Source organism: Flavobacterium sp. TS_SC_5 (assembly GCF_056156265.1).
The window spans coordinates 479,961-503,791 of the sequence record NZ_CM149588.1; the positions used below are offsets into that span (position 1 = coordinate 479,961).

The 23,831-nt window shown below is 33.3% G+C and carries 26 protein-coding genes and 1 pseudogene; 14 read left to right on the forward strand and 13 right to left on the reverse strand.

The genetic code is table 11. The annotated features are described in order from the left end of the window. Positions 1–30: 30 nt before the first annotated feature. The 3 genes from AC0J6S_RS02170 (at position 31) to murI (ending at position 2,453) form a co-directional block, all read left to right on the forward strand. Positions 31–1,041, forward strand: a complete 1,011-nt coding sequence (locus AC0J6S_RS02170) for an OmpH/Skp family outer membrane protein (protein WP_474955230.1) — start codon at positions 31–33, stop codon at positions 1,039–1,041. 21 nt (positions 1,042–1,062) lie between these two features. Then, the gene (locus tag AC0J6S_RS02175) at positions 1,063–1,563 is read left to right on the forward strand and encodes an OmpH/Skp family outer membrane protein (protein ID WP_474955231.1); all 501 of its coding nucleotides are present in this window, start codon (positions 1,063–1,065) and stop codon (positions 1,561–1,563) included. 110 nt (positions 1,564–1,673) lie between these two features. Continuing rightward, positions 1,674–2,453, forward strand: a complete 780-nt coding sequence (murI, locus tag AC0J6S_RS02180) for a glutamate racemase (RefSeq protein ID WP_474955232.1) — start codon at positions 1,674–1,676, stop codon at positions 2,451–2,453. A gap of 1 nt (position 2,454) precedes the next feature. Here murI and AC0J6S_RS02185 read toward each other — a convergent pair whose 3' ends face one another. The 3 genes from AC0J6S_RS02185 to AC0J6S_RS02195 are packed head-to-tail and all read right to left on the reverse strand — an operon-like array spanning position 2,455 to position 5,012. After that, complete coding sequence (locus tag AC0J6S_RS02185) at positions 2,455–3,015, reverse strand: hypothetical protein (RefSeq protein ID WP_474955233.1); 561 nt, start codon at positions 3,013–3,015, stop codon at positions 2,455–2,457. A gap of 50 nt (positions 3,016–3,065) precedes the next feature. Beyond that, positions 3,066–3,689 (reverse strand): hypothetical protein, encoded by a 624-nt coding sequence (locus AC0J6S_RS02190; protein WP_474955234.1) that lies wholly within the window; start codon positions 3,687–3,689, stop codon positions 3,066–3,068. Next, complete coding sequence (locus AC0J6S_RS02195; protein ID WP_474955235.1) at positions 3,690–5,012, reverse strand: DUF4270 family protein; 1,323 nt, start codon at positions 5,010–5,012, stop codon at positions 3,690–3,692. A gap of 229 nt (positions 5,013–5,241) precedes the next feature. On the opposite strand from AC0J6S_RS02195, the gene AC0J6S_RS02200 reads away from it, so the two are divergent. The 5 genes from AC0J6S_RS02200 to AC0J6S_RS02220 are packed head-to-tail and all read left to right on the forward strand — an operon-like array spanning position 5,242 to position 9,317. Next, the gene (locus AC0J6S_RS02200; RefSeq protein WP_474955236.1) at positions 5,242–6,090 is read left to right on the forward strand and encodes a DUF6268 family outer membrane beta-barrel protein; all 849 of its coding nucleotides are present in this window, start codon (positions 5,242–5,244) and stop codon (positions 6,088–6,090) included. Between the two features lie 15 nt (positions 6,091–6,105). Next, positions 6,106–7,113: a Kelch repeat-containing protein gene (locus AC0J6S_RS02205; RefSeq protein ID WP_474955237.1), complete on the forward strand. Its 1,008-nt coding sequence runs from the start codon at positions 6,106–6,108 to the stop codon at positions 7,111–7,113. Further along, positions 7,100–7,462 carry a DUF4907 domain-containing protein gene (locus AC0J6S_RS02210; protein ID WP_395379318.1) on the forward strand — a complete coding sequence of 121 codons (363 nt, stop codon included), beginning with the start codon at positions 7,100–7,102 and terminating at the stop codon, positions 7,460–7,462. Before AC0J6S_RS02205 ends, AC0J6S_RS02210 begins: the two co-directional genes overlap by 14 nt. Further along, on the forward strand, positions 7,463–8,551 hold the full coding sequence (locus tag AC0J6S_RS02215) for a sensor histidine kinase (protein ID WP_474955238.1): 1,089 nt from the start codon (positions 7,463–7,465) through the stop codon (positions 8,549–8,551). 52 nt (positions 8,552–8,603) lie between these two features. Next, positions 8,604–9,317 (forward strand): LytR/AlgR family response regulator transcription factor, encoded by a 714-nt coding sequence (locus AC0J6S_RS02220; protein ID WP_113665053.1) that lies wholly within the window; start codon positions 8,604–8,606, stop codon positions 9,315–9,317. Positions 9,318–9,345: 28 nt separating this feature from the next. Here the strand turns inward: AC0J6S_RS02220 and AC0J6S_RS02225 are convergent, their stop codons facing one another. Further along, positions 9,346–9,861: a gamma carbonic anhydrase family protein gene (locus AC0J6S_RS02225; RefSeq protein WP_474955239.1), complete on the reverse strand. Its 516-nt coding sequence runs from the start codon at positions 9,859–9,861 to the stop codon at positions 9,346–9,348. A gap of 11 nt (positions 9,862–9,872) precedes the next feature. Then, complete coding sequence (locus AC0J6S_RS02230; RefSeq protein WP_474955240.1) at positions 9,873–10,871, reverse strand: PorP/SprF family type IX secretion system membrane protein; 999 nt, start codon at positions 10,869–10,871, stop codon at positions 9,873–9,875. A gap of 158 nt (positions 10,872–11,029) precedes the next feature. Between AC0J6S_RS02230 and AC0J6S_RS02235 the strand changes: the two genes are divergently transcribed. The 5 genes from AC0J6S_RS02235 (at position 11,030) to AC0J6S_RS02255 (ending at position 16,066) form a co-directional block, all read left to right on the forward strand. Next, positions 11,030–11,929 (forward strand): NifU family protein, encoded by a 900-nt coding sequence (locus AC0J6S_RS02235; RefSeq protein ID WP_474955241.1) that lies wholly within the window; start codon positions 11,030–11,032, stop codon positions 11,927–11,929. Between the two features lie 112 nt (positions 11,930–12,041). Then, entirely contained in the window at positions 12,042–12,242 is a 201-nt protein-coding gene (locus tag AC0J6S_RS02240) for a dodecin family protein (protein ID WP_113665049.1), read from the forward strand. A gap of 147 nt (positions 12,243–12,389) precedes the next feature. Further along, on the forward strand, positions 12,390–14,408 hold the full coding sequence (locus tag AC0J6S_RS02245; protein WP_474955242.1) for a thioredoxin domain-containing protein: 2,019 nt from the start codon (positions 12,390–12,392) through the stop codon (positions 14,406–14,408). 49 nt (positions 14,409–14,457) lie between these two features. After that, complete coding sequence (locus AC0J6S_RS02250) at positions 14,458–15,141, forward strand: hypothetical protein (protein WP_474955243.1); 684 nt, start codon at positions 14,458–14,460, stop codon at positions 15,139–15,141. A 79-nt stretch (positions 15,142–15,220) separates the two neighbouring features. Next, on the forward strand, positions 15,221–16,066 hold the full coding sequence (locus tag AC0J6S_RS02255) for a mechanosensitive ion channel family protein (protein WP_474955244.1): 846 nt from the start codon (positions 15,221–15,223) through the stop codon (positions 16,064–16,066). 20 nt (positions 16,067–16,086) lie between these two features. Here the strand turns inward: AC0J6S_RS02255 and tsaB are convergent, their stop codons facing one another. The 3 genes and pseudogenes from tsaB to AC0J6S_RS02270 all read right to left on the reverse strand — a co-directional run bounded on the left by tsaB (position 16,087) and on the right by AC0J6S_RS02270 (position 19,522). Further along, a complete protein-coding gene (gene tsaB, locus AC0J6S_RS02260) occupies positions 16,087–16,755 on the reverse strand; it encodes a tRNA (adenosine(37)-N6)-threonylcarbamoyltransferase complex dimerization subunit type 1 TsaB (protein WP_474955245.1) in 669 nt (222 codons plus the stop codon). 86 nt (positions 16,756–16,841) lie between these two features. Next, a pseudogene (locus AC0J6S_RS02265) lies at positions 16,842–18,145 on the reverse strand (efflux RND transporter periplasmic adaptor subunit). 6 nt (positions 18,146–18,151) lie between these two features. Beyond that, positions 18,152–19,522, reverse strand: coding sequence for a TolC family protein (locus AC0J6S_RS02270; protein ID WP_474955246.1), 1,371 nt, complete (start codon positions 19,520–19,522; stop codon positions 18,152–18,154). Positions 19,523–19,715: 193 nt separating this feature from the next. Between AC0J6S_RS02270 and AC0J6S_RS02275 the strand changes: the two genes are divergently transcribed. After that, positions 19,716–21,125: a DUF4403 family protein gene (locus AC0J6S_RS02275; protein ID WP_474955247.1), complete on the forward strand. Its 1,410-nt coding sequence runs from the start codon at positions 19,716–19,718 to the stop codon at positions 21,123–21,125. Between the two features lie 97 nt (positions 21,126–21,222). On the opposite strand, the gene AC0J6S_RS02280 is transcribed toward AC0J6S_RS02275, so the two are convergent. From AC0J6S_RS02280 to AC0J6S_RS02300, 5 genes are all read right to left on the reverse strand, one after another. Then, positions 21,223–21,486: a hypothetical protein gene (locus AC0J6S_RS02280; RefSeq protein ID WP_474955248.1), complete on the reverse strand. Its 264-nt coding sequence runs from the start codon at positions 21,484–21,486 to the stop codon at positions 21,223–21,225. Further along, a complete protein-coding gene (locus tag AC0J6S_RS02285; protein WP_474955249.1) occupies positions 21,476–22,060 on the reverse strand; it encodes a DUF420 domain-containing protein in 585 nt (194 codons plus the stop codon). Before AC0J6S_RS02285 ends, AC0J6S_RS02280 begins: the two co-directional genes overlap by 11 nt. Positions 22,061–22,062: 2 nt before the next feature. Next, the gene (locus AC0J6S_RS02290) at positions 22,063–22,749 is read right to left on the reverse strand and encodes an SCO family protein (protein WP_113665041.1); all 687 of its coding nucleotides are present in this window, start codon (positions 22,747–22,749) and stop codon (positions 22,063–22,065) included. Between the two features lie 6 nt (positions 22,750–22,755). Then, positions 22,756–23,397, reverse strand: coding sequence for a thioredoxin domain-containing protein (locus tag AC0J6S_RS02295; RefSeq protein ID WP_474955250.1), 642 nt, complete (start codon positions 23,395–23,397; stop codon positions 22,756–22,758). A 75-nt stretch (positions 23,398–23,472) separates the two neighbouring features. After that, entirely contained in the window at positions 23,473–23,823 is a 351-nt protein-coding gene (locus AC0J6S_RS02300) for a cytochrome C oxidase subunit IV family protein (RefSeq protein WP_474955251.1), read from the reverse strand. Between the last annotated feature and the right edge of the window lie 8 nt (positions 23,824–23,831).

The window sequence follows — 23,831 nt, forward strand, 5'->3', positions numbered from 1 at the left end:
TGGTTTACGATTTTCTAATATAGAACAGTTATGAGAAAACAATTTTTATATGTATTTATAGCTTTAATTGCCATACAAACAATTAATGCACAGACCAGAGGAAACAAACTGGGCTACGTTGATATGGAATACATTTTACAAAATGTACCCGATTACACTGAAGCAAAAGTTCAATTGGAGCAAAAAGCACAAAAATGGAAATCAGAAATTGATTCTAAAAAAATTGAAATCACTAAATTAAAAGAAGCGTTAAAAGCCGAAAAAGCATTGCTCACCAAAGAATTGATAGATGAAAGAGAAACCGAAATCAATTTCCTTGAAAATGAAAACTTAGAATACCAACAGAAACGTTTTGGTGCTAACGGAGATTTAATCATTCAAAAATCTGTTTTGGTTAAACCAATCCAAGATCAAGTTTTTACAGCTGTTCAGGATATTGCAGAACGATTGAAATACGATTTCATATTTGATAAAACTTCCGATTTGACAATGCTTTTCGCAGCTAAAAGATTTGACATCAGCGATCAGGTTTTACGAGTTTTAAATCGCACCGAAAAAAGAGAGCAGCTGACTAAAAAACAGCAAAAAGAAGCAGAAGCAAGAGAAAGGAAGGAAGATGCATTAGATGAAAATCCAGCATTGGCTGAACGCCAAAAACTCTTAGACGATAAAAAAGCAGCAAGAGAGAAGGTTCTAGAAGACCGAAAATCACTTCAAGAGCAAAAGAAAAAAGAATTTGACGATAAAAGAAAACAAATTCTGGAAGACAGGGAAGCTAAAAAAAATGGCACGGTTTCTGCAAATGTTAAAAAAGAAAATGCACCAACAAGTTTAAATAAAAACAATGAAGCTGCAGCAATCGCAGATGATGTGAAACAAAAGCAAGCTGACGCAAGAGCCAAAACATTAGAAGACCGTAAAAAAGTGATGGAAGACCGCAAAAAGATTTTAGAAGAAAGAAGAAAAAAAATTCTAGATGAAAGAGAAGCCGCCAGGAAAGCGAAAGAAGAAAAATTAAAAGAAAATACAAACAATAATTAATTACTAAATATTTTAAAAACGATGAAACAAATCAAAACTCTATTAATTGCTGCAATTTTAATGTTCGGAGCAAATCAAACAATTAATGCACAAGCAAAAACAGCTCATGTTGATGTTAGTGAAATTATGACAAAAATGCCAGCAATGTTAGATGCTCAAAAACAATTAGACAAACTGAGTACTACTTATGATGCTGATTACAAAAAAATGGTTGAAGAATACCAAGCAAAATTAAAAAAATACGAAGCTGAAGCTGCAACAGTTACTGAAGCAGTAAATGGAGACCGTTCTAAAGAAGTGCAGGATATGCAAAAAAGAATTGTTGACTTTAGAGATAACGCTCAAAAAGAATTACAACAAAAAGAATCTGATATCGTTAAACCATTAATGGAAAAAGTAAGAGCTTCTATCCAAAAAGTTGGTAAAGCAAAAGGATTCCAATATGTTCTTGATGGTTCTTCTCTTTTACTTGCTGATGGTCCAAACTTGACTATGGATGTAAAAAAAGATTTAGGTTTCTAAGAAAATCATTTATCGCATAAAAACTGCTCAACCTAGATAGGATTGAGCAGTTTTTTTTTGTCTAAAACAAATCATAGGAAATTTAAATCGTAGCATGTAACTTTGTTTTTATGAATAGTAACAATCAACCCATAGGAATTTTTGACTCCGGTATTGGTGGAACTTCTATTTGGTCTGCGATTCATCAATTGTTGCCCAATGAAAAAACGATATATCTTGCAGATAGTAAAAATGCACCTTACGGACAAAAATCTAAAGAGGAAATTGTCGGACTCAGCATGAAAAATACTGACTTCTTGCTTGAGATGAAATGTAAATTAATAGTAGTAGCCTGCAATACCGCAACCACGAATGCAATTCAGGAATTAAGAGCAAAATATAACGTTCCGTTTATAGGAATAGAACCAGCTATAAAACCAGCAGTCACACATTCGAAAACGCAGATTATAGGAATCTTAGCGACACAAGGAACGCTGAATAGTGAACTTTTTAATAAAACTACTGAGAAGTACCAAGACACTAAAATAATAGAACAGGTAGGTCACGGATTAGTTCAGCTAATTGAAAACGGAGAAATCAATTCGCCAGAAATGACTAAATTACTTCACTCCTATTTAGAACCTATGATAAAAGCTAATATTGATTATTTAGTTTTGGGTTGCAGCCACTATCCTTATTTGATTCCGCAGATAAAAAAAATACTGCCGGAACACATTCATATTATTGATTCAGGTGAAGCTGTAGCTAAACAAACACAAAATATACTTCGGGAAAAAGTAGGATTCGCTTCCGTTGAGGATAAGCAGCCTATTTTTTACACCAATACAAATCCCAAAGTTTTAAGTGAAATTTTAGGTAATAACTTTAAGGTTGACGAAATAGAGTTTTAAACTATTCAAATTTTCTTTTAACAAACCAAATACCGTCCAAACTTAAATTAAGAGACAATTTATGATAATTCTCTTGTATTAATCCGTCAGTAATTCTACCTTTTTGTCCAAATGAATAACTGATATTTAGTGCTGAAAATGTATTATCGATGGGAAGTGAAACTCCAACTGAAAACGACATAGCATTAATTCTTTTATTATCAACTTCGAGGTAACCGGTATCATAATTGAATCCCGTTGAATATTGAATCCTATCAGAGTAGCTCCTTATATCTCTTGGCTTACTATAAGAAAATCCCAAAGCAAATTTATCCTGGTTTACGTACTTCCCATACACATCAGATTGACTGGTGCTATTCCACAATCCTTTTCCGTAATCTAGTGTCAGATTTAAGTTATTCTTAAAAACCTTACTTAAACCCACTCCTATTTCCAATGGCATATAGTAATCATCCGTATCCGACGCAACCTCTGACTCAATAGCCAGGGAACCTGTATTAAATACCGAAGTTACGGACTGCACTTTTGTTGCATTTATTTTTGTTGGTGATTTTAAATTCATCCCCAAAGTAAAGGTTGAATCAACTTTGAACTGACCACCTAGGGCAGCTCTTACACCATTATAATTTGACTTTTATATATATTAGTTACAGAATTACCAATACTATAATATCTATCATCTGTAGTATTTCCAAAAAGCACCGAAGTAGAAAGTCCCAATGCTATATTTTTTCCAATTCTATAGCCATAGGAAACATCAAAATCATTTAATCCACCGGTGCCGGTAGCATCCAAAATATAATTTTCCTGACTATCCTGAATTGGCAAAGATAAATTAGATATCTTGAATGTAGAACTCGAATAAGGCTTGAGGGCCAAACTAAAAGCAGATTTTTTAGAAACTGGAAAAGCTAAAGCAATGTGAGAAAATTGCACATTATTTCGATCCTCTTTTTTTGAGTTGTTTTCGTAACTGGATAAGATAGCTTTCCCTCCAATGTCAAATAAAAAATGATTCTGATCCATAAATCCTAAAGATGCTGGATTTAAATTGTTGATAAATCGGTTTGAGGGCAGAGCAATACCGGAAGAACCTATTCCGGGAATCGGACCAAAATCTGAATCATATAAACTTCCTAAACCATACAGAGAGTATGGAGAACTGGAAATACTTTGTGAAAACGAAACTGTTGTTATAAAAAAAAACAAAGCTAAGAATGCTATTTTATTTTTCATCTAATAAGAAATATAATAAATTTTCAATTGAATTTTGTTGGTGGAATTTTTCTGATCACCTAAAACCAGTCTATCAACTGCTTTTGAAATACTGGGCAATGTGAGAATTAAGGAAGATCTAGAGTCAGACTCCTTTAGCATTTCAGCCTGTAAAAAAGCACCAATAGAAATTTTATAGCCAATATTCTCATTGAATTCATCACTTGTAGCGTTCAAGAGTCCATAAACAGCCGTTCCATCTACAGTATTTAGCGTTCCTTTGATTCTATTTAATTTATCCCCTACAAAAACACGTAAAGAATCCACTAAAAGATAAGCAACTGAATAGGTATTATTTATTGGTTTTATGATTAACTCAGCATCTACAATTGCCCCTTTTTCAGAGAGGTATTTCAATTGTTTAATATTAGGAAAATCAACTCGGCAAGCAAGCCCTGTCCCTGATTGAATGAAAGCTTTATTCCCCGTTAACAAACTGGACAGCTTACTGGATGAAACAGGTAAATCCTGAATTTGTGTTCCAGCTCTATCTAAAGTGATATTATTAAATTGCTTGGAGACATCTAAAATAGAGAAGTTTTTAATTAATGAGGTTTCTGAATCGCCTTGGTATTTTGAATAATACAAACGAAGTGCGCTAGACATATTGAAACCGACAACACTAGAGGAATTCCCCGATGTTGACTTGATAACAAATCCTTTGAGATATTCTATAAACTCATCAGAATTTGATATTTCAAGTTTTTTCAATTTTAAAAAAAGAGCATTTCCAAATTCATTATTCAGTTTCACAACCACAGAGTCCTTACTATTGGGTTTTGGTTTAAATGAAATACTACCGAGACTTTCCGCATCATAACTTAAACTGGAATTATTGTAAAAGCTATCATCATCTGAGTTTGGCTTAACCCTTTGTGTCAATCTATGAATACTGAGCGATTGCACTTTTGTTGTGTCTCCGTAGAAATACTTATCTTGCTTTAAGACCATTTTAATCGAATCGAAAACATAATTTGGAGCATCAGTATCAGAACTTTCATTATAAAGACTGTACGTTGTAGCCGAGAGCTGAAAATAACTATCTGATTTTACTTTTCCAAAAATAGGATCGTCGTAATTACCTACCAAAATTCTGCTCTGACTGGATGTAACTAATGAATCAAAATTAATGGTAGAAACGTCAACAGTTACAGTATCTATTAATATTACTTTATTACTAACCGATAAATAATCAGAACCAACAACAAATTCTCCAGCGTCAGCATCAGAGTTACATGAAGTCATCATAATCCCTAAAACCAGCAAAAATAATACCTTGTACATAAATGTTTTTTGAACAAATATATAGGAGACCACTTTATACCGCATAATAACATATACCGCTCACACCTTTGTGTCTATAAAATGGCCGTTCTACTCTATAATTAAGATACAGCAAGTAATTAATCATTCGACCTTACAAATGCCCAGTTAGTCTATGAAATTGGGCGGTACATATATCTTCTTTTTTTTAGTTGGATAACGTATCTACTTTTGAATCAATAAAAAAATTATGAGAAAAAAGACTTTAGCAAATCTGTTGTTTATGATTCCAATTCTTACTGCATCAGCCCAAAGCGGATATTCCTTAGAGTTAAATATAAAAACACAACCAACGGAGAAAATTACAATACATGAAACTGGAATTGGAGTGACTTTTTTTAAAAACATTGATTCTAAAAATAAAATAACCAACACCTTCAAGTACAAGAATATTGGAGTCGATTATTCATTAGAAAATTATGATTTACAAAATAGTCTGAATCAGTTTAACGGTTTCGAAAATGATTTTAAACTCTCTCATCAACTAAGCGGTACTACAAAACTGAATATAGAAATTAATCCAATGGTCAATTTCGAAAATAATCTTGGAATTTCTGATGTGTCGATTCTCGGTGGTTTAGAGATATCTCATTCTTTCAATAATTCAAACACAATCAGCATTGGAGTAAAAAGGATGGCGCTTTTTGGCAAACCGGAAATACTGCCTACTTTTTCTTTTTATCATCAAATCAGCCCTAATGCATTTATTGAAGCTGGCTTTCCAAACTCCACATTCTCTTATTCAAATAACGCACGAAATAATTTCAGTTTGACAAATAGTTTCAATGGAAATTTTTACAACCTAGACAAACCCGAAGTTCTTGACCATTTGAATGCGGCTACAAAAGTGAGTTTTTCACAAATGACTTCGGCATTAGAATATGAAAGAAATATGGACTCAAACTGGTTTGTAAGTTTAAAAGGAGGCTACGAATTCAACAAAAAGTATAATCTAACGAATAGCAGTGGCGACTCAAAACTTAATTTTAATAGCACTAACGGCTACATTTTTAACATTGGAATAAAATACAAACATTAATAAACACGATAAATTATGAATATTTTTAAAAAAGGAATATTGTTCACTACACTTTTTGCAAGTTTAGTATTTGTAGGCTGCAGCAATGATGACGATGACGAAGATTTAATAGGAAACTGGATTAAAAAATCCTCCTTTGACGGGCCGGCAAGATCAAGCGCAACGAGTTTCGTAATTGGCACTTATGCTTTTGTAACCACTGGATATACAGGGGATGAATACCTAAAGGATCTTTGGGCTTACAATTCAACAGGCGATTATTGGGAGCAAAAAGCTGATTTCATTGGGTCAGCAAGAAGTGCGGCTTCTGGATTTGAATTAAACGAAAAAGGCTATATAGGTCTTGGTTATGATGGCACTAATAAATTAAAGGATTTTTATGAATATGACACCAGCAGCAACACTTGGACAAAAAAAGCTGATTTTGCAGGAACAGCACGCTATTCAGCAGTGGGGTTTCAAGTGGGCGGTAAAGCGTATTTTGGAACCGGTTATGATGGGAATTATCTGAAAGACTTTTATCAATACGACCCAACTACCGATTCTTGGTCATTATCAAATGGTTTTAGCGGAGAAAAAAGACGAAATGCTACAGTTTTTGTAATTGATGATAAAGCTTATTTTGGAACAGGAATAAATAACGGAGCTTACCAAGTTGATTTTTGGATGTTTGATCCGGCAACTGAACTATGGACAAGAAAACGCGACATAGATCAAGACACTGATGATGACGATAGTTACAATGATGAATATGTAATTCTACGTTCTAATGCAACAAGTTTTTCTATGAACGGTTTAGGATATGTTGCTTGTGGCGAAAGCTCAAAAACGATATGGGAATACAATCCAACAACTGATAGTTGGGAAGAAAGAACATCTCTTGAAGGTTCAGCCAGAACAGATGCAATAGGTTTTTCAATCAACCAGCGAGGATTTGTGATGCTTGGAAGAACCGGAACCACTTATTTTGATGATTCATGGGAATTTAAACCTTTAGAAGAACAAAACGATGACGACAATTAAACCAACAAATATATTCTTCTGGGCTACAATCCAGAAGAATTTTACTTTAGTAAAAAAAATAAACATACTACTTTTTACACTGGGCTTGTTTCTATTTATATCTTGCAACAAAAGTGAAAACCTAAAGGTAGAATCTTTAAAAACAGCTACGGGCTGGGGTTATTGCATAACTAACAAGGACAAAACTATAATAAAACAAACTATAATTCCTGTTATCAGCGAAAACAAAAGCTTCAAAACAGAAGAAGAAGCGCTGAAAGTAGGGAACTTAGTATTACAAAAATTGAAAGATGATTTATCGCCTACGGTAACAAAAAAAGATTTAATTTTATTAGCTGTAAAAATCTAGATGAACATAGAAGGAATTAAAAATAACAATTTAAACCAAATACTTTTTCATAGTATGATTTGGTGTTTTTTCATTGTTACCTCACTACTTCAGTTTTACGAAAGTCCTTTTCGTATTGGCGTCGATTTCTATTTACAATGGACTACCGGAATACTATTATTCTATCTGAATTATTTATACCTAGTCCCCTTATTGCTTTTGCAAAAGAAATACTGGCAATATTTCTTGATTACAATTGCGTTAATAACCCTATTTATGATTGTTCGGTTTATTTTCTTTATGCCCGAATTTCAAAACATGAGGCCTTTAAGAATAATAAATCAATCCGGAAAAGAGATTTTATTAAACCCAAATTTCAAAAGGAAACAGCCGTTTTTTTTAAAAATTGTCCCTTCTTTTTTCTACATATTAATCATTACAATTAGTACAATTATTAAAACTTTGTCTGAATTATACAACAATCAGCAAAACAAATTAATAGCCGAGACGCATAGAACTTCTACAGAATTAAATTATCTAAGAAAACAGACCAATCCACATTTTTTATTTAATTCCCTGAACAGCATTTATTCATTAGCCTATAAAAAATCTGATTTAGTTCCGGATGCCATTGTAACTTTGTCAGAAATGATGCGGTATATGTTGTATGAAACCGATAATAAATCGGTATTTCTGGAAAAAGAAATCAATTACATAAAAAACTATCTTGAGCTGCAAAAACTGCGATTGAATAATATTGAAAACATCACCATCAATATTCATGGCGAGACAAAAAATAAATACATAGAACCGTTGCTTTTGATTTCATTTATTGAGAATGCTTTCAAATATGGCACGGATTATAAAGGGGCAGCTTTTGTAAAAATTAAAATAACAATTGATGAAGATGTTTTAGATTTTTGGGTAGAAAACAAAATTGAAAATCACCGAAAAGATCCGGAAAATTCAGGAATAGGATTGACCAATATTGAAAGTCGCCTGAATCTCCTTTATCCTAATGCACACCAACTCACTATCATTGAAACCGACAGTAAGTACAGTGTTCATTTAAATCTAAAACTAGACCAGATTCAAACTTCTTTTAATTAGGGAAATTACTATTAGCTTTAGTTGTTCTAAATTTAAAATAAAAACAGAAAAGATGAAATGTGTAATTATAGATGACGAACCATTAGCGGTTGATTTGATTAAAGAATTTGTAAGCAAAGTAGAATCACTTGAACTGGTGAACACATTTACTAACGCCATTGATGCCCTTTCCATAATCAATCAATCTAATGTTGATTTGATTTTTTTGGATATAGAAATGCCTCATTTTTCAGGAATTGATTTTATTAATGCCATCGAAAAAAAGCCGTTAATTATATTTACAACAGCTTATTCAAATTATGCTGTTGAAGGATTTAATCTTGGCGCAGTTGATTATTTAGTGAAACCTATTCCTTTTCATCGGTTTTTAAAATCCGTTTTACGAGCACAACAAATTTTCAATCCACAAAATCTACCTGTAAATAGCAGTCCCATTTCTATTCCTGAAATCGAACAGGATTTTATGTTTGTAAGAGCTGAATATGAAAATGTAAAATTAAATTTTTCGGATATTTTGTTTATAGAAGGATTGAAAGATTATGTCAAGATTTACACCACAGACAATAAGTTTACGCTAACATTGATCAGCCTTATTAAACTGGAGAATTTGCTTTCCTCTAAAGGATTTGCTAGAATTCACAGATCCTATATTATTAATATAAAACACGTAAAATCAATCCAAAAAAACAAAGTAATCATTGCCGAAAAAAGAATCCCAATTAGTGAAAGTTACAAGAACTCCTTCTTTGAGAAAATCAATTTATAATTTGAAATAGTACATTAAAATCTAAATCCTATTCCTCTTTAAACCAACTCGAATACATTACATAATTATTAGAAATGCGTTCAATTTCACCAGCAAAATCAGACTGGTCGATGTCTTTTACCTTTTTGGCAGGAACTCCCGCCCAGATTGAGCCTGATGTTACCACTGTATTTTGAGTTATTACAGCTCCGGCAGCCACAATCGAATTACTTTCGATGACACAATTATCCATCACAATTGCTCCCATTCCTATTAGTACATTATCGTGAACAACACATCCATGTACAATGGCATTATGCCCAATAGAAACGTTATTCCCTATAATAGTTGGGTGTTTTTTGTACGTACAATGAATAACGGCTCCATCTTGTATGTTTACTTTATTACCAATTTTGATGAAATTAACATCCCCACGTATAACGGCATTAAACCAAACACTACAATTTACACCAAAAGAAACATCGCCTACAATTGTGGCATTTTCGGCTACGTAACAGTCTTCAGGAATTGAAGGCGATTTGCCGTTAACAGATTTTATTAGCATGATAAAATGAATTAATTAATTGCCGGACAGTTGCAATCGTATTTTACGGGTTTGCAAAATAAATCGATTCCTAAAGTGATTTGGTGATAGCCTCCATTATCAAACTTCACGGCTCCAGACAATTGAGAATAAGTATATGCAAACATAAACTTATCAAAATTCACACCTACAATTGGAGTAATGTATTGTAGTTTTTGCTTAGAAATTGTATTTCCATCAATATATTCAGCACCATCAAAACTTCTTCGGTAGGATAAACCACCCCAAACTCTTCCAAAATCTAAATTTTTGTATGCTTTCAAATTGATATCAATCGCTTTTTCATTTGTTTTTTCAACCATTTGAAATAACACAGAAGGCTCCCATAATATTTTGTCTCGATTTCCAAAAATATAACCGGCACTCAATAAATATTTTCTCAAATTATCACTTTCGTACTCCGTGTAAATATCTCTTCTGGTCTCTATGACATTTTTCACTGTTGCATGCGCGTAAAAGTCTAAAAAGTTATATGAAGCACCAACATCAACATTAAAATAAGAATCCTTTTGCACCACAGTTCCATCAATAATTGGATCAAAATCCCCCGACTGCATGAATTCTGTTTCATCTAATTGACTTTGAATCAAACCTGCACTCATACCAAAAGACAATTGATTTAAATCGATTTCATCTCGGGAAAACATCAAATGATAAGCATATGTAAATTTGACTCCTTTTTGGGAATGGTAACCGTTTTTATCATTAAAAAGTATAATTCCAGCTCCTGCTTTTTCCCCTACTCTTCCATTAAAACTTAATGTTTGCAATTCAGGAGCATCGTTTTGATCGAACCATTGCTTACGACCGGATAACCTCAATTTAGCACAATTTGCAGCGCCAGCCATAGACGGATGTATTAGATAATAATTGTCTGATAAATAATCCGAATACACAGGGATTCCTTCTTGCGCAAAAGAATAATGTGTAATAAATAAAAGTGCCGCTAAAATTTTAATTTTATGATACATTGAAATATTTTTAAGCAAAATGAATAATTCCAAATCAACATTAAGATAATGATTTCCACACTATCAAAATTAAACTAAAGTTAATTTATTCATTAAAAAATCAAATATAGTTATTCATAGAAAATAACTTTAGTAAATTTGTGAAAATTTCAAAAGCTATGAACAAAGTTACTATAAAAGAAACACAAAACCCAACGATACTAAAGTTTGAATTTCAAGAATTTTTTACTCAAAATGAAAGTTTTGAATTTAAAAACATTGATGAAGCAAAAACGTCTCCATTAGCACAACAATTGTTTTATTTACCGTTTGTAAAAACAGTTTATATATCCGGGAATTTTATCGCAATCGAAAAATACAGTATCGTAGAATGGGACGATGTCAAAGATGCTGTTGCAGAACAAATGGAAAAATTTGTCAACGATGGTGGAACAATCATCACTATAGATGAAAATAAAACGAAGAAACAGCCTGTCACAGTTTATGGTGAAACTACTCCAAACCCTTCAGCATTAAAATTTGTAGTAAGTAAAATGCTAACTAAAAATGCGATAGAGTTCAAAAACATTGATCAAACAGCTGCTTCACCTTTAGCCAAAGAACTTTTCAAATTTCCTTACGTAAAAGAAATTTTCATTGATGAAAACTACATTTCTGTAACCAAATATGAAATCAATGATTGGCAAGAAATCACTTTAGAACTGAGAAGTTTCATCAAACAATATATTGAAAACGGAGGAACTGTTTTAGATGAAAATTATGTTGCTGCAGTTACCGCAGAAGAAACAGTTAAGGCAAAAGAATTTGATAATCTGGATGTAACTTCGCAACAAATCATCAATATTTTAGAAGAATATGTAAAGCCTGCCGTACAAGCCGATGGTGGAAATATCGCCTTTGACTCTTACAACGAAAATGACAAAACCGTAAAAGTAATTTTGCAAGGTGCCTGCAGTGGCTGTCCTTCTTCCACTTTTACATTAAAAAGTGGCATCGAAAACATGCTGAAAAGCATGCTAAATGACGAAAGCATAAAAGTTGAAGCAATAAACGCATAAAATAAATACTATTTACTTGAAAACCTTTATGTTACGTTAAATATTTATCGTTTTTGAATGTTCTATTTAAAAAAATTCGGTAAATTTATATTTCACTTAATAAATAGAAATCATGTCAATATTAAAAGTAATTGAAATACTTTCAAGCTCTGAAATAAGTTGGGAAGATGCAGCTCGAAAAGGTGTTGCTAAAGCGTCAAAATCAGTAAAACATATTCGTTCTGTCTATGTTCATGAACAAAGTGCAACAGTAAGTGATGGTGCCATTGCGGAATTTCGAGTAAATCTCAAATTGACTTTCGAACTCGAATAAAGAACTTAACAAAAACAAATCAAAGCGTTTCATTCGAGACGCTTTTTTTTAGAAGCTATTTCCCGTCATCCGTTGCAATCTTTCCTGCCCTGAAAAAGCTCAGGACCAGAAAGGATTTCCTCTACTCCCGGGGCTAAAAACGACCCTATGAACGAACTACATTTAGAAACCAGCCCATACTTATTGCAACACGCCGGTAATCCTGTACATTGGAAAGCTTGGAACCCAAAATCATTGGCAATAGCTAAGGACAATAACAAACTCATTATCATAAGTATTGGTTATTCCGCTTGTCATTGGTGCCATGTGATGGAACACGAAAGTTTCGAAGATAAAGAAGTCGCTCAGGTAATGAATGCACATTTTATACCCATAAAAGTCGATCGGGAGGAACGCCCAGATGTTGATGCGGTTTACATGAAAGCCATACAAATCATGAGCGGTCGTGGCGGATGGCCCCTAAACGTAGTGACACTTCCTGATGGAAGACCCGTTTGGGGCGGAACCTATTTTAAAAAAGAGGAATGGATAGAATCTCTGAACCAATTACAGGAACTCTATCAATCTGCCCCTGAAAAGATGATTGATTATGCCAAAAAATTACATCAGGGAATTCAAGAAATTGGATTAATTCAAAACGATAACACTGAAACTGAAGTAAACCAAAATCTACTGAAACTTTTAGTCGAAAAATGGAAAAAAAGTTTCGATTTGGAATTTGGTGGCATGGCCAGAGCACCAAAGTTTATGATGCCTAATAATTACCAATTCCTGCTGCGCTATGGCTATCAAACGAAAGATACCGATTTGCTGGACTTCGTGAATCTTACGTTATTAAAAATGGCTTATGGCGGGCTTTTTGACACTGTTGATGGTGGTTTTTCGCGTTATTCTGTAGATATGAAGTGGCACATTCCACATTTCGAAAAAATGTTGTACGATAACGGCCAGTTGGTATCTTTATACAGTGATGCCTATAAATTAACCAAAAACCTGTTGTCTAAAGAAGTAATCGAAAAAACACTTCGTTTTATCGAAAAAGAATTAATGAATCCGGAAGGAGGTTTTTATCCGGCTTTGGATGCAGATAGTTTAAACTCGGATAATCAGCTTCAGGAAGGCGCATTTTACTTTTGGAAAATTCCGGAATTAAAGGCAATTATCAAAGAAGATTTTGATTTATTCAGACAGGTTTTCAATTGCAATACTTTTGGATTATGGGAAGAAGAAAACTATGTTTTAATCCAAAACCAATCTTTAGAAAGTATTGCGGAACATAATAAGATTCCCGTTTCAGCACTTCAAACTAAAAAAATATTTTGGGAAAAATTGCTTTATAGCGAAAGAGAAAAACGACAAAAACCAAGACTCGATGACAAATGTCTGACTTCTTGGAATGCTATAATGTTGAAAGGATATGTTGATGCGTATAAGGCTTTGGGAAACCAAAAATATTTAGATATTGCGCTACAAAATGCACACTTTATAATCAAAAATCTCTGGTCAGATGACGGGAATTTATTCCACAATTATAAAAACGGAAAGAGGACCATCAACGGTTATTTGGAAGATTATTGTTTCGTGATTGCAGCATTCATTTCCCTTTATGAAGCAACTTTGAACGAAAAATGGCTTCACGATGCGAAACTACTTATGGACTATAGTCTGGACCATTTTTATGACAGTAAAAAATCCTTCTTTGCTTTTACGTCAAATCTCGACGAAGCTTTAATCACTTCACATTACGAAACCGAAGACAATGTAATTCCAGCTTCTAATTCAGTGATGGCAAAAAACCTATTTCAACTGAGCATCTACTATAATAATTCCTATTATGAACAAGTCAGCCATCAAATGTTGCTGGTTATACTACCTGGAATTGATTATCCATCTGCTTTCTCAAATTGGATGGATTTAGCATTAAATTACTCGGAACAAAACAAAGAATTAGCCGTTTGTGGCGAACGAGCTTTGGAGTTTTGTACAAAAATAAACAGTCTTTATATTCCTAATGTTGTTATGGCTGGATCACAGAATAAATCAACACTTCCATTTTTAGATTCTCGTTATTCAAACCTGGAAACACTGTTTTATCTCTGTCAAAACAAAACTTGCCTCATGCCAAATACTGATTATCAACAAACTATTAATGATTTAATGAAGTAATCCTGAAAAAAATTGATTACTATTGTAAGACTAATCAAATAAAAATACCATGGGACTATCTTCATTTTTTAAAAAATTATTTGGCTCAGCCAAAGAAACTGCCAGTGAATTAGCGGACAAAGCAGAAACTACTTTCGAACAAGCAAAAGAAACTGCCGCTCCATATCTTGAAAAAGCCGAAACTTTCGCAGAAGAAACATTTGAAAAAGCTAAAGAAACTGCCGCTCCTTATCTTGAAAAAGCAGAGATTTTTGCCGAAGATACTTTTGAAAAAATAAAAGAAACGGCTGCACCAATAATCGAAAAAGTAGAAAATTTTGCAGACCATGCTAAAGAAACTGCTGGTGAATATTCCGAAAAAGTAACAAACGTTTTAGAAAACACAATTGAAAGTGTCAAAGAAAAATCGGATACAACAGTTGAAAAGGTAAAAGACTTAGCCAGTGAAGCCAAAACTGCCGTTTCAGACACAATAGAAACCGTAAAAGAAAAATCAGAAACGACAGCTGTAAAAGCAGAAGACTTAGCCAGTGAAGCTAAAACTACCATTTCAGCTACTGTAGAAACTGTAAAAGAAAAAGCAGGGGACTTAGCCATTGAAACTAAAGTAAAAACTACCGATGTTGTTGAAAATGTTTCTGAAAAACTAAGCTCATTTGCAGAAGATGGCGAAGAAGAAGCGAAAAAAATTGCCAAAGAAACCACAAATAAAATAGAAGAAGACGCGGATTAATTTATTAAAAAAAAAATTATTCGTATTTTTGCTTTTCAAATTTAACCTTCTCCATTGAGAAGGTTTTTTATTTAAAAAAATGAATTTAAATCCAGAGCAAATTACTGATTACGCCAACACTTTTATCAAAGTGTTAATTGACTATTCTCCAAAATTAATTTCTGCATTCATTATTTTATTTGCGGGTCTTTATATCATCAGGCTTATTAATAGGTTTATCCGACGAATAATGGTAAAACGGAATCTGGACCCTACACTGACCCGTTTTCTGGCTGATATTTTACTTTGGGTTTTGAGAATAATTTTGTTTGTTTCCTTTATTTCCAAACTGGGGATTGAAACATCTTCATTTGTGGCTATTCTTGGAGCTATGGGACTTGCCGTAGGTTTATCTCTTCAGGGTTCATTATCTAATTTTGCGGGCGGAATGTTAATTATCCTTTTTAAACCTTTTCGGGTGAGTGATACTATCGAAGCGCAAGGTGTAATAGGAACTGTGAGTGAAATACAAATTTTTGTAACCAAATTAATTACAGCCAATAATCAAACTATTTTTGTACCAAATGGTTCCCTATCTAACGGAAACATCATCAATTATTCATTTGAAAAAATTAGAAGAGCTGATTTGACCATTGCTATCTCTTATGATACAAATATTAAAGAGGCGAAGGACATTATTACTACCGTTTTAAAGAATAATCCAAAAATATTAGAAACACCAGCTGCCGAGGTTTCTGTAAAAAACCTCACCGACAGTGCCATACAAATTGCCGTGCGACCATGGGCGAATAACGAAGATTTCTGGGGTGTTTATGCAGATACACTACAAAATTGCAAACAAGCTTTTGATGAAGCAGGAATTGTTATTCAGCCATTTGTCAAAGAATTTTCTAAAAAAAATAACCCAACAGAACCGCTCGAATAATCAATATATTCAGCAATGTTCTATTTCTTAGGAGCGGTGATCATGAAATCTTTAAGATAATACGGTTCAAAGTAAGCGACATCAACCGTGTCGTTTATTTTGAATTTTTCATAACTCAAAGCACTCATTTCTTTGGCAGATGGATATACAATCTCCTCCAAAAAAACATGGTTTTCTTTTGTTAAAACCGGCTTGCATTTGTCGGCACAATCACCCACAAAATAAAGTGTTTCCTGTCTATCTTCAAATGAATTGTCATCGATAATTTGGGCAAGCACTTCTCGCTTTTTTTCTAAAGTCGGACCAAAAATGGCACTGTACACTTCCATTCTTCGCGCATCAATCATAGGGATTATCAATCCGCTCGAAATAGTTACTTGTGCCGCCAAAGCTTGTAAAGTATCCACCGCAATCAGAGGGATATCTAATGCATAACACAATCCCTTTGCTGCAGAAACGCCAATTCGCAATCCCGTGTACGAGCCAGGACCTTGACTTACTGCGATAGCAGATAAATCTTGAAGAGCAATTCCGGCTTCTTTTATAATTTCTTCAATAAAAACATGAAGTCGTTCCGCATGGGAATATCCTTCCTCTGCAATTTCTTTACAGAAAATCGTTTTCCCATCTTTTGCAAGAGCGACTGAACAATTTTTTGTCGCAGTTTCAATATTTAGTATGTAGCCCAATTTTAGATTTTATTTTAAATTAAAAAATCACAATCACAAAATTAGATTTTATGATTGTGATTTCAAAATATTGTTAACGTTATAGGTTACTTTTTACTATCTCCTTTTTCTTTATTCGTTTTTAGCATTACTCTGTCGCCTGAATTTAAATCCTTCGTCACCGTTGAATAAGGTCCGGTAATCACTACATCTCCTTTTTTAAGACCGGTCAAAACCTCAATGTTAGTATCATCCTGAATACCTGTTTTGATGACTCTGATTTTAGCTTTATCCCCAACTTTTACAAAAACACACTCGAATTTTTTATCACTTTTAAGAGCTGCTCCTTTCTGCTCTTCTTTTGGGTCAACTATGACAATGTCTTTTACAGCGGCAGTGTCTGATTTTATAACAACAGCACTAATTGGCACTGACAATACATTACTTCTAGTATCAGTAATAATATCCACAGTTGCCGTCATTCCTGGTCTGAAAGGCGAATATGTATCTGGTTTTCCTTCCAATAAATCTTGATACGATTCTTTTAAAATTCTAACTTTAACTTTAAAATTAGTTACCTGATCTGCAGTCAAAGCAGAACTAGCCGAATTTGAAATACTGGTGACAGTTCCTTTGAATTGTTTTTTCAAATACGCATCCACTTCAACATTGGCTTCGTCTCCTACTTTGATTTTAACGATATCATTTTCATTAACATCAACTTCAACTTCCATATTATTTAAGTTGGCCACTCTCAAAATTTCTGTACCAGTCATTTGTTGTGTCCCTAAAACACGTTCTCCTAATTCAACATTCAACATCGAAATAGTTCCATCTGCAGGTGCGTAAATTGTAGTTCTTCCTAAGTTGTCTTTGGCTTCATTTACCGTCGCGGAAGCACTTTGAACATTAAAATAAGCGTTTTGTTTGGCTGCTTTTGCTACTTCATAAGATGCAATCGCTTTATCCCAATCCGCTTTTGAAATAATTCCTTTTTCGAATAAAGTTTTATTTCTGTCGTAATTAGATTTCGATTCTTTAAAAGATGCGTCTGCTTGACTTAAATTTGCTCTGGTTCCTGATAAGTTTGAAACCGAACGATTGTATCCCGAAGTATATAAATCTGGGTTTATTTTTACCAATAAATCTCCTTTTTTTACCACTTGACCTTCTTTTACATTCAAGGAAATAATCTCTCCAGATACTTCTGAAGAAATTTTTACTTCAATTTCCGGTTGGATCTTCCCTGTTGCAGAAACCGTTTCAACAATTGTAGATGGATTACTTGAGTAATTTCAACTTCAGTTCCTTTATCTTTATTACCGATAACGCCCGATTTTGAAAGTATTATTAGACCTGCAATGATTATTACTGCTCCACCTATTAGGATATAAATTGTTTTCTTAGACATAATAAATTAGTTTTTGATAAGAGGAATTCCAAAATAGAATTCTAAAATTTTGATTTTGAAAATATAATCGTACTTGGTTCTGATAACTTCTGATTGTGCATTGGTCAATAAAGTTTGCGACTGGTTGAAATCAAAAGAATTCATCAAACCTACATCGTATCTTTCTTTCGCATAATTATATGCTCCTTGTCGGGCTTCCAATGCAACAACTGATGATTCATATGCGTTAAGCGCTCCTTTAGCATCTGTAAATGCAGTAAAAACGTTTCGTTGTAAATCCAAATCTTGTTGTTCTACAGCAATTTTTGATCGTTCTAAACTAACTTTGGAACGATCTACATTGTTTCGTACTGAAAACCCATTAAATACTGGAATCGATAATTGTGCTCCAAAAGACTGTCCTTTATTATCGCCAAACTGATTAAAAAACGGCGCTGAATTTCGGGTACCAATCAAATTTCCCATGTTATCAAAAACAGGAACATCAGCATATGAAACCCTGCTATTAAAACTATAGAAACCCTGCAAAGTAGGCTGAAAAGCTCCTTTTGCAATTTCCACGTCTTTTTGAGCAATCTCTAAATTAGTTCGGGCAATTTTCAATTCTGTTCTGCCTTCTACCGCTTTGTCATAAATAGCACTTGGAGTTTGTGCCAAAATATTATTCTCATCCCTCATATTTGTGTCATCCACGACATCAAAATTTTCAAAATCTTTTAGCTGTAGCAACTGCGCTAAACTTAATTTCGAAATTAATAATGCATTATCCGCTGCAATAACATTCTGATTATTCTGAGCTACGGTCGCTTTTATATCCAATAAATCTCCACGAGGAATCGATCCTGCATTTACTAATTCTTCTGAACGCGCATATTGTTTTTCATTGATTCCCAATTGTTCTTTCTGGACTTTTAAGTTTTCCTTATTGAAAAGAACCTGCAAAAAAGCATTGGCAACATTCAAGGCAATATCTTCCTGCATTTTTAACAATTGATATTTGGCTGCTACTATCGAAAGATTGGCTTTACGAAGCGTGTTCTGATTTTGCAGTCCTTTATAAATATCAACACCAACATTCGCGCCAGCTGAAGTGAACTGGGTTGTTTGATTCCTTAATAAACCCGTAGTTATATCCTGGTTCAAACCAATGTTCCAAGAGTGGGAAGCACTGGCGTTAAGAGAAGGAAGGAAATTCCCGACAGCATCTTTTTTACCAATAAGTGCTGTTTTTGAATCCAATTCAGACTGCTTGATGGAAATATTATTTTGAATGGCGTATTTCACGCATTCCTCTAAGGTCCAAACTTTTGATTGAGCTTGAGCTGTTACGCAACAAATTAACATGACAATTAAACTAAGAAAACTTCTTTTTTCCATATATTTTTGAATAAAAGCGCAGCATTGCTGCAAACAAATTTAACTTTTTCTAATAAAAATCTATGAATTAATATAAAATATTTTAATCATAGATCAGTTATAAAACAATTAGACTTTAGAAATTAGCATTTGTTACAAAAATTCATAAAAAAAGAATTCTTTTGTTAATTTTGTTTTTCTAACCCCTGTCAAAATGCTTAAATTCTATTCCAATTTATTAATAATCTGTTCGATTCTATTTGTTTCAAGCTGTGCTACAACAAGTAAAATAGGTGCTTTGAAACCAGAACCAGATGATGCGACCCCATTAATTTATGAAAACACTCCTTCATTTATCAATATGCCAATTAGCGTAAAACTAAAAGATATTGAGAACCAAACTAATGCATTGCTGAGCGGATTAATTTACGAAGACAATAGTATTGAAGACGATGACATCGAAATGAAGGTTTGGAAACTCGCTCCAATTACAATCAAAAATGATATTGGAGAAAAAGGAGAAAAAATTAGAACCATTTTACCTTTAAAGGCTACTGTTAAATATCGAATTGGCACTAAAAAATTGGGAATCGAAATGTACGACACCCGAGAATTTCATCTTGATGGAGTTGTGACTTTAGTAAGTGATGTTACTCTGATAAATTGGAAACTAAACACAAAAACAGAACTAAAATCATTAGATTGGAATGAGAGTCCTACGATGACCGTTTTTGGAAAAAACGTTCCGGTTACTTATTTAATTAATCCTGCCGTACTACTATTTAAATCAAAAATTGAAAAGAAAATTGACGATGCTATTGCAAAATCACTGGACTTTAAACCAAATGTTCTGGCGGCCTTAGAGAAAATCTGCGTTCCTTTTCTAATGAATGACACATACGAAAGCTGGCTTAGAATAGTACCGCTAGAAATTTATTCGACCAGTGCGAAACTGAAAAATGACACTTTTGTATTAGATATGGGAATGAAATGCAACATGGAAACCTTAATTGGAAAACAACCGGAATCCAAATTCAATGCATCCAAAATAATAGTAAAACCCGTTACTAAAATTCCTGAAGACATTTCGGCCAACATTGTTGCCATTTCCACTTATCAGGAAGCATCAAAAATTATGACCAAGAATTTTGCGGGTCAAGAATTTGGTTCTGGTTCAAAGAAAGTTAAAGTCCAAAATGTAGCTATTTGGCACAAAAAAGGAAAAATGATTATTGCTTTAGATGTATTAGGGTCTGTGAATGGAACTATCTATTTATCCGGATTTCCCCAGTATAACGAAAAAACTAAGGAAGTATTTTTTGATCAATTGGATTATGCTTTAGATACCAAAAACAAATTGATGCGAACGGCAAATTGGCTTGCACAAGGTTTAGTGCTCAAAAAAATTGAACAAAGCTGTAGATATTCCATAAAAACAAACCTTGAAGAAGGTCAACAAAGTATGATGACGTATTTAAAAAACTATTCTCCTATGCAAGGTGTTTTCGTAAATGGAAAAATGGAAGACATTCAATTTCAAAAAATCCAATTAACGAATCAGGCTATAATTGCCTTTATAAAAGTAAAAGGAACTGTAAGTGTTTACGTTGACGGATTGAAGTAGAATTGTTCCGTCATCAGTTTTTAATGATCAACAAACTGCATATTTAAAACTTAAGTACGCTGTTTTATCGCTTCCCTTTTGATACTGATAGTATCTATTACGATTTATTCTTTTTCATTCGATAAACAGCATAACCAATTCCTGCAACTAGAATGTAAGGAATTACCATTAGGTAAACAATACCGTCATTTACCGCTGCAGCTTGCGTTGCATTGCCTTCACTGGTTAATGCAGCGCGACACATGGCACATTGCGCATTTGCAGTTGGGGTAAAAACACTACAAACAAAAAGAAATATAAAAAAACTTACCTTCTTAAATGTATGGTTCGCTTTTGAGCTTGTATTGGATTTAATATACATAATAAGGCGATATCATTAAATAAACAACTACTCCGGTAACAGCAACATATAACCAAATTGGAAATGTAATTTTCGCAATCTTTTTATGTTTGTCAAAATTTTGTGCCAAAGCCCTAACATAAGTTATTAAAACCATCGGAATTATGGCAATTGATAGTACAATGTGCGTAACGAGAATTACCAAATAAAAGATCCTCATAGATCCTATGTTTAATTTCTCAGAATCTTCTAATATTAAATTATGATTTGCATCACCAAAAACTGCAGAAACAGAAGTCATGTGATATGCCACATACATCACCAAAAAAGCAACGGACAATGCAATTGCACCAGTCATTAATCTTTCATGAAGCTTTATTTTACCGTTTTTAATCGCAATAACGGCAGCAATTAATAAGATAGCCGTAATTCCGTTAGTAGTAGCATAAATAGGAGGTAAAAAAGATAGAGGAGCTACATTATATCCAAGATCTTTTAGTTTGACACCAAAAAGAATAGCAACTGCAACCGGTATTATGATGGATACTGCTATTATAAATTTGTTCATTTTTTTTTCAAGAGAACCATTTTCCATTTTTATTCTTCTAATAAAATATTAATATCTTGTTGTAAGTTTCTTACTCCCATTTTATCTAAACCGTCATAATATAAAATAGGGTTTCCAAATTCATCATTTCTGCAACGAATATTTCCATTTTTATCAATCAAGGCAAACAATCCTGAATGTTCAAAACCACCTGCAACTTTTTTATTTTCACCTGCGTAAAGATTGAACCCTTTATTAGCAAGATTAAATATGTAGGCTTTATCACCCGTCAAGAAATTCCAATTAGTGGATTTTACTCCCAGAAGATTGGCATGTTCTTTTAATACTTTTGCAGTATCATGTTCCGGATCGATAGTGATGGAGACGATTCCAAAATTTGGATTTCCAAAAAACTTTTTCTCAATAAGAAGCATACTTGCATTCATCTTCGGACAAATCGTTGGGCAAGTTGAAAAGAAAAACTCCAGAACATAAACTTTACCCTTGTATGTTTCATTGGTCACCTTCTTACTATCTTGATTGATCAGTTCAAATTTCGGCGCAGGACCTATTTTAATTAATTCACCTTCTTCTGTAGTTGTTGGATTAACACTATCGAGCCTGTCGCCTTGAACCACCTTATCATTTTTAATTCTTTCTACAATTTTTGGAATAGCATAAATTCCAAAAATCAAAATAATAAAAGAGATACCTATGTATGATTTATTTTTAAACATAAACTATTATATTTTTCTGGTGGCGTTGTTGTTCTTTTTAAGCGCTGCGCGATACTCATATAGAATCACTTTGAAATCATCCAGCATCTCGTTACTCAACTCCGCTGGGTGAAATGTACTATAACCTTCTTTAGCATCTTTTACCAATTTTCTACCGCGAAGATTTCTCTTTTTATCGACGATATATACTTTTGGAGTTCCTAATTTATCGTCTAATTTCTCTACTAATTTTAATTGATTATAATAGGCGCTAATTTCATCAGGAGAAGCAAAAACAAAGCGCCATTGTGCGACATCCGTAAAGGCTCCTAAAGCATCTACCACTTTCTTCGCATCTTGTTCGGTCCCAGTTGGACAAATCATCACAAACTGAACATCTTTAAACTCATGATACCTTTGATAAATTTTTTGATTTAAATTGAAAAGATTTCCTCTGTTTATTAACAGCTCTGTCCCCATAAAACCCAAAATAGTTACTTTACCATTCAAAGTAACTTTTTGTCCGTCTAATGATTGCCAATTGCCAAAATCAGCAGTATTGGGAGTTAATGTTGGTAATTTAGTAAAACCATTTACGCCAGAAGCAAAAAAAAGGTAGGCCACTATAGGCAAAATAAAAAGAACAAAAAGGACAATATTTTTTTTCATTACAGAGCTACTTATTAGAATACAAAAATAAAAAAAGGTACGCAATGCGTACCCTCTTTTTGAATTAATATCTTGTTAAAAATTCCATTTGATAGTAGAATTCTTAAAAACCTCATAAATATAATCTCCCTCTGTCAAAAGAATAAAGAGAATATACAATATCAGAAAAATTAGGGGAAAAACAACTGCATTTTTTAAAGTGCTTTTTTCTCCTTCCATGTGCATAAAGGCCCAAACAATATAATACGCTTTGTAAACAGTCAGAGCATAAAATATCCAATTTAGTAAATTCATACCCATAAGATTGTTCATATGAAGCGCCTCAGGTTTTAATATACCCAAAATAACTTCTACTACTGTAACGGCAGATAATATTCCGAAAACTTTCCAGATTCTACCGGTATTAGATACGTGTTCGTGTGACATGATAATTA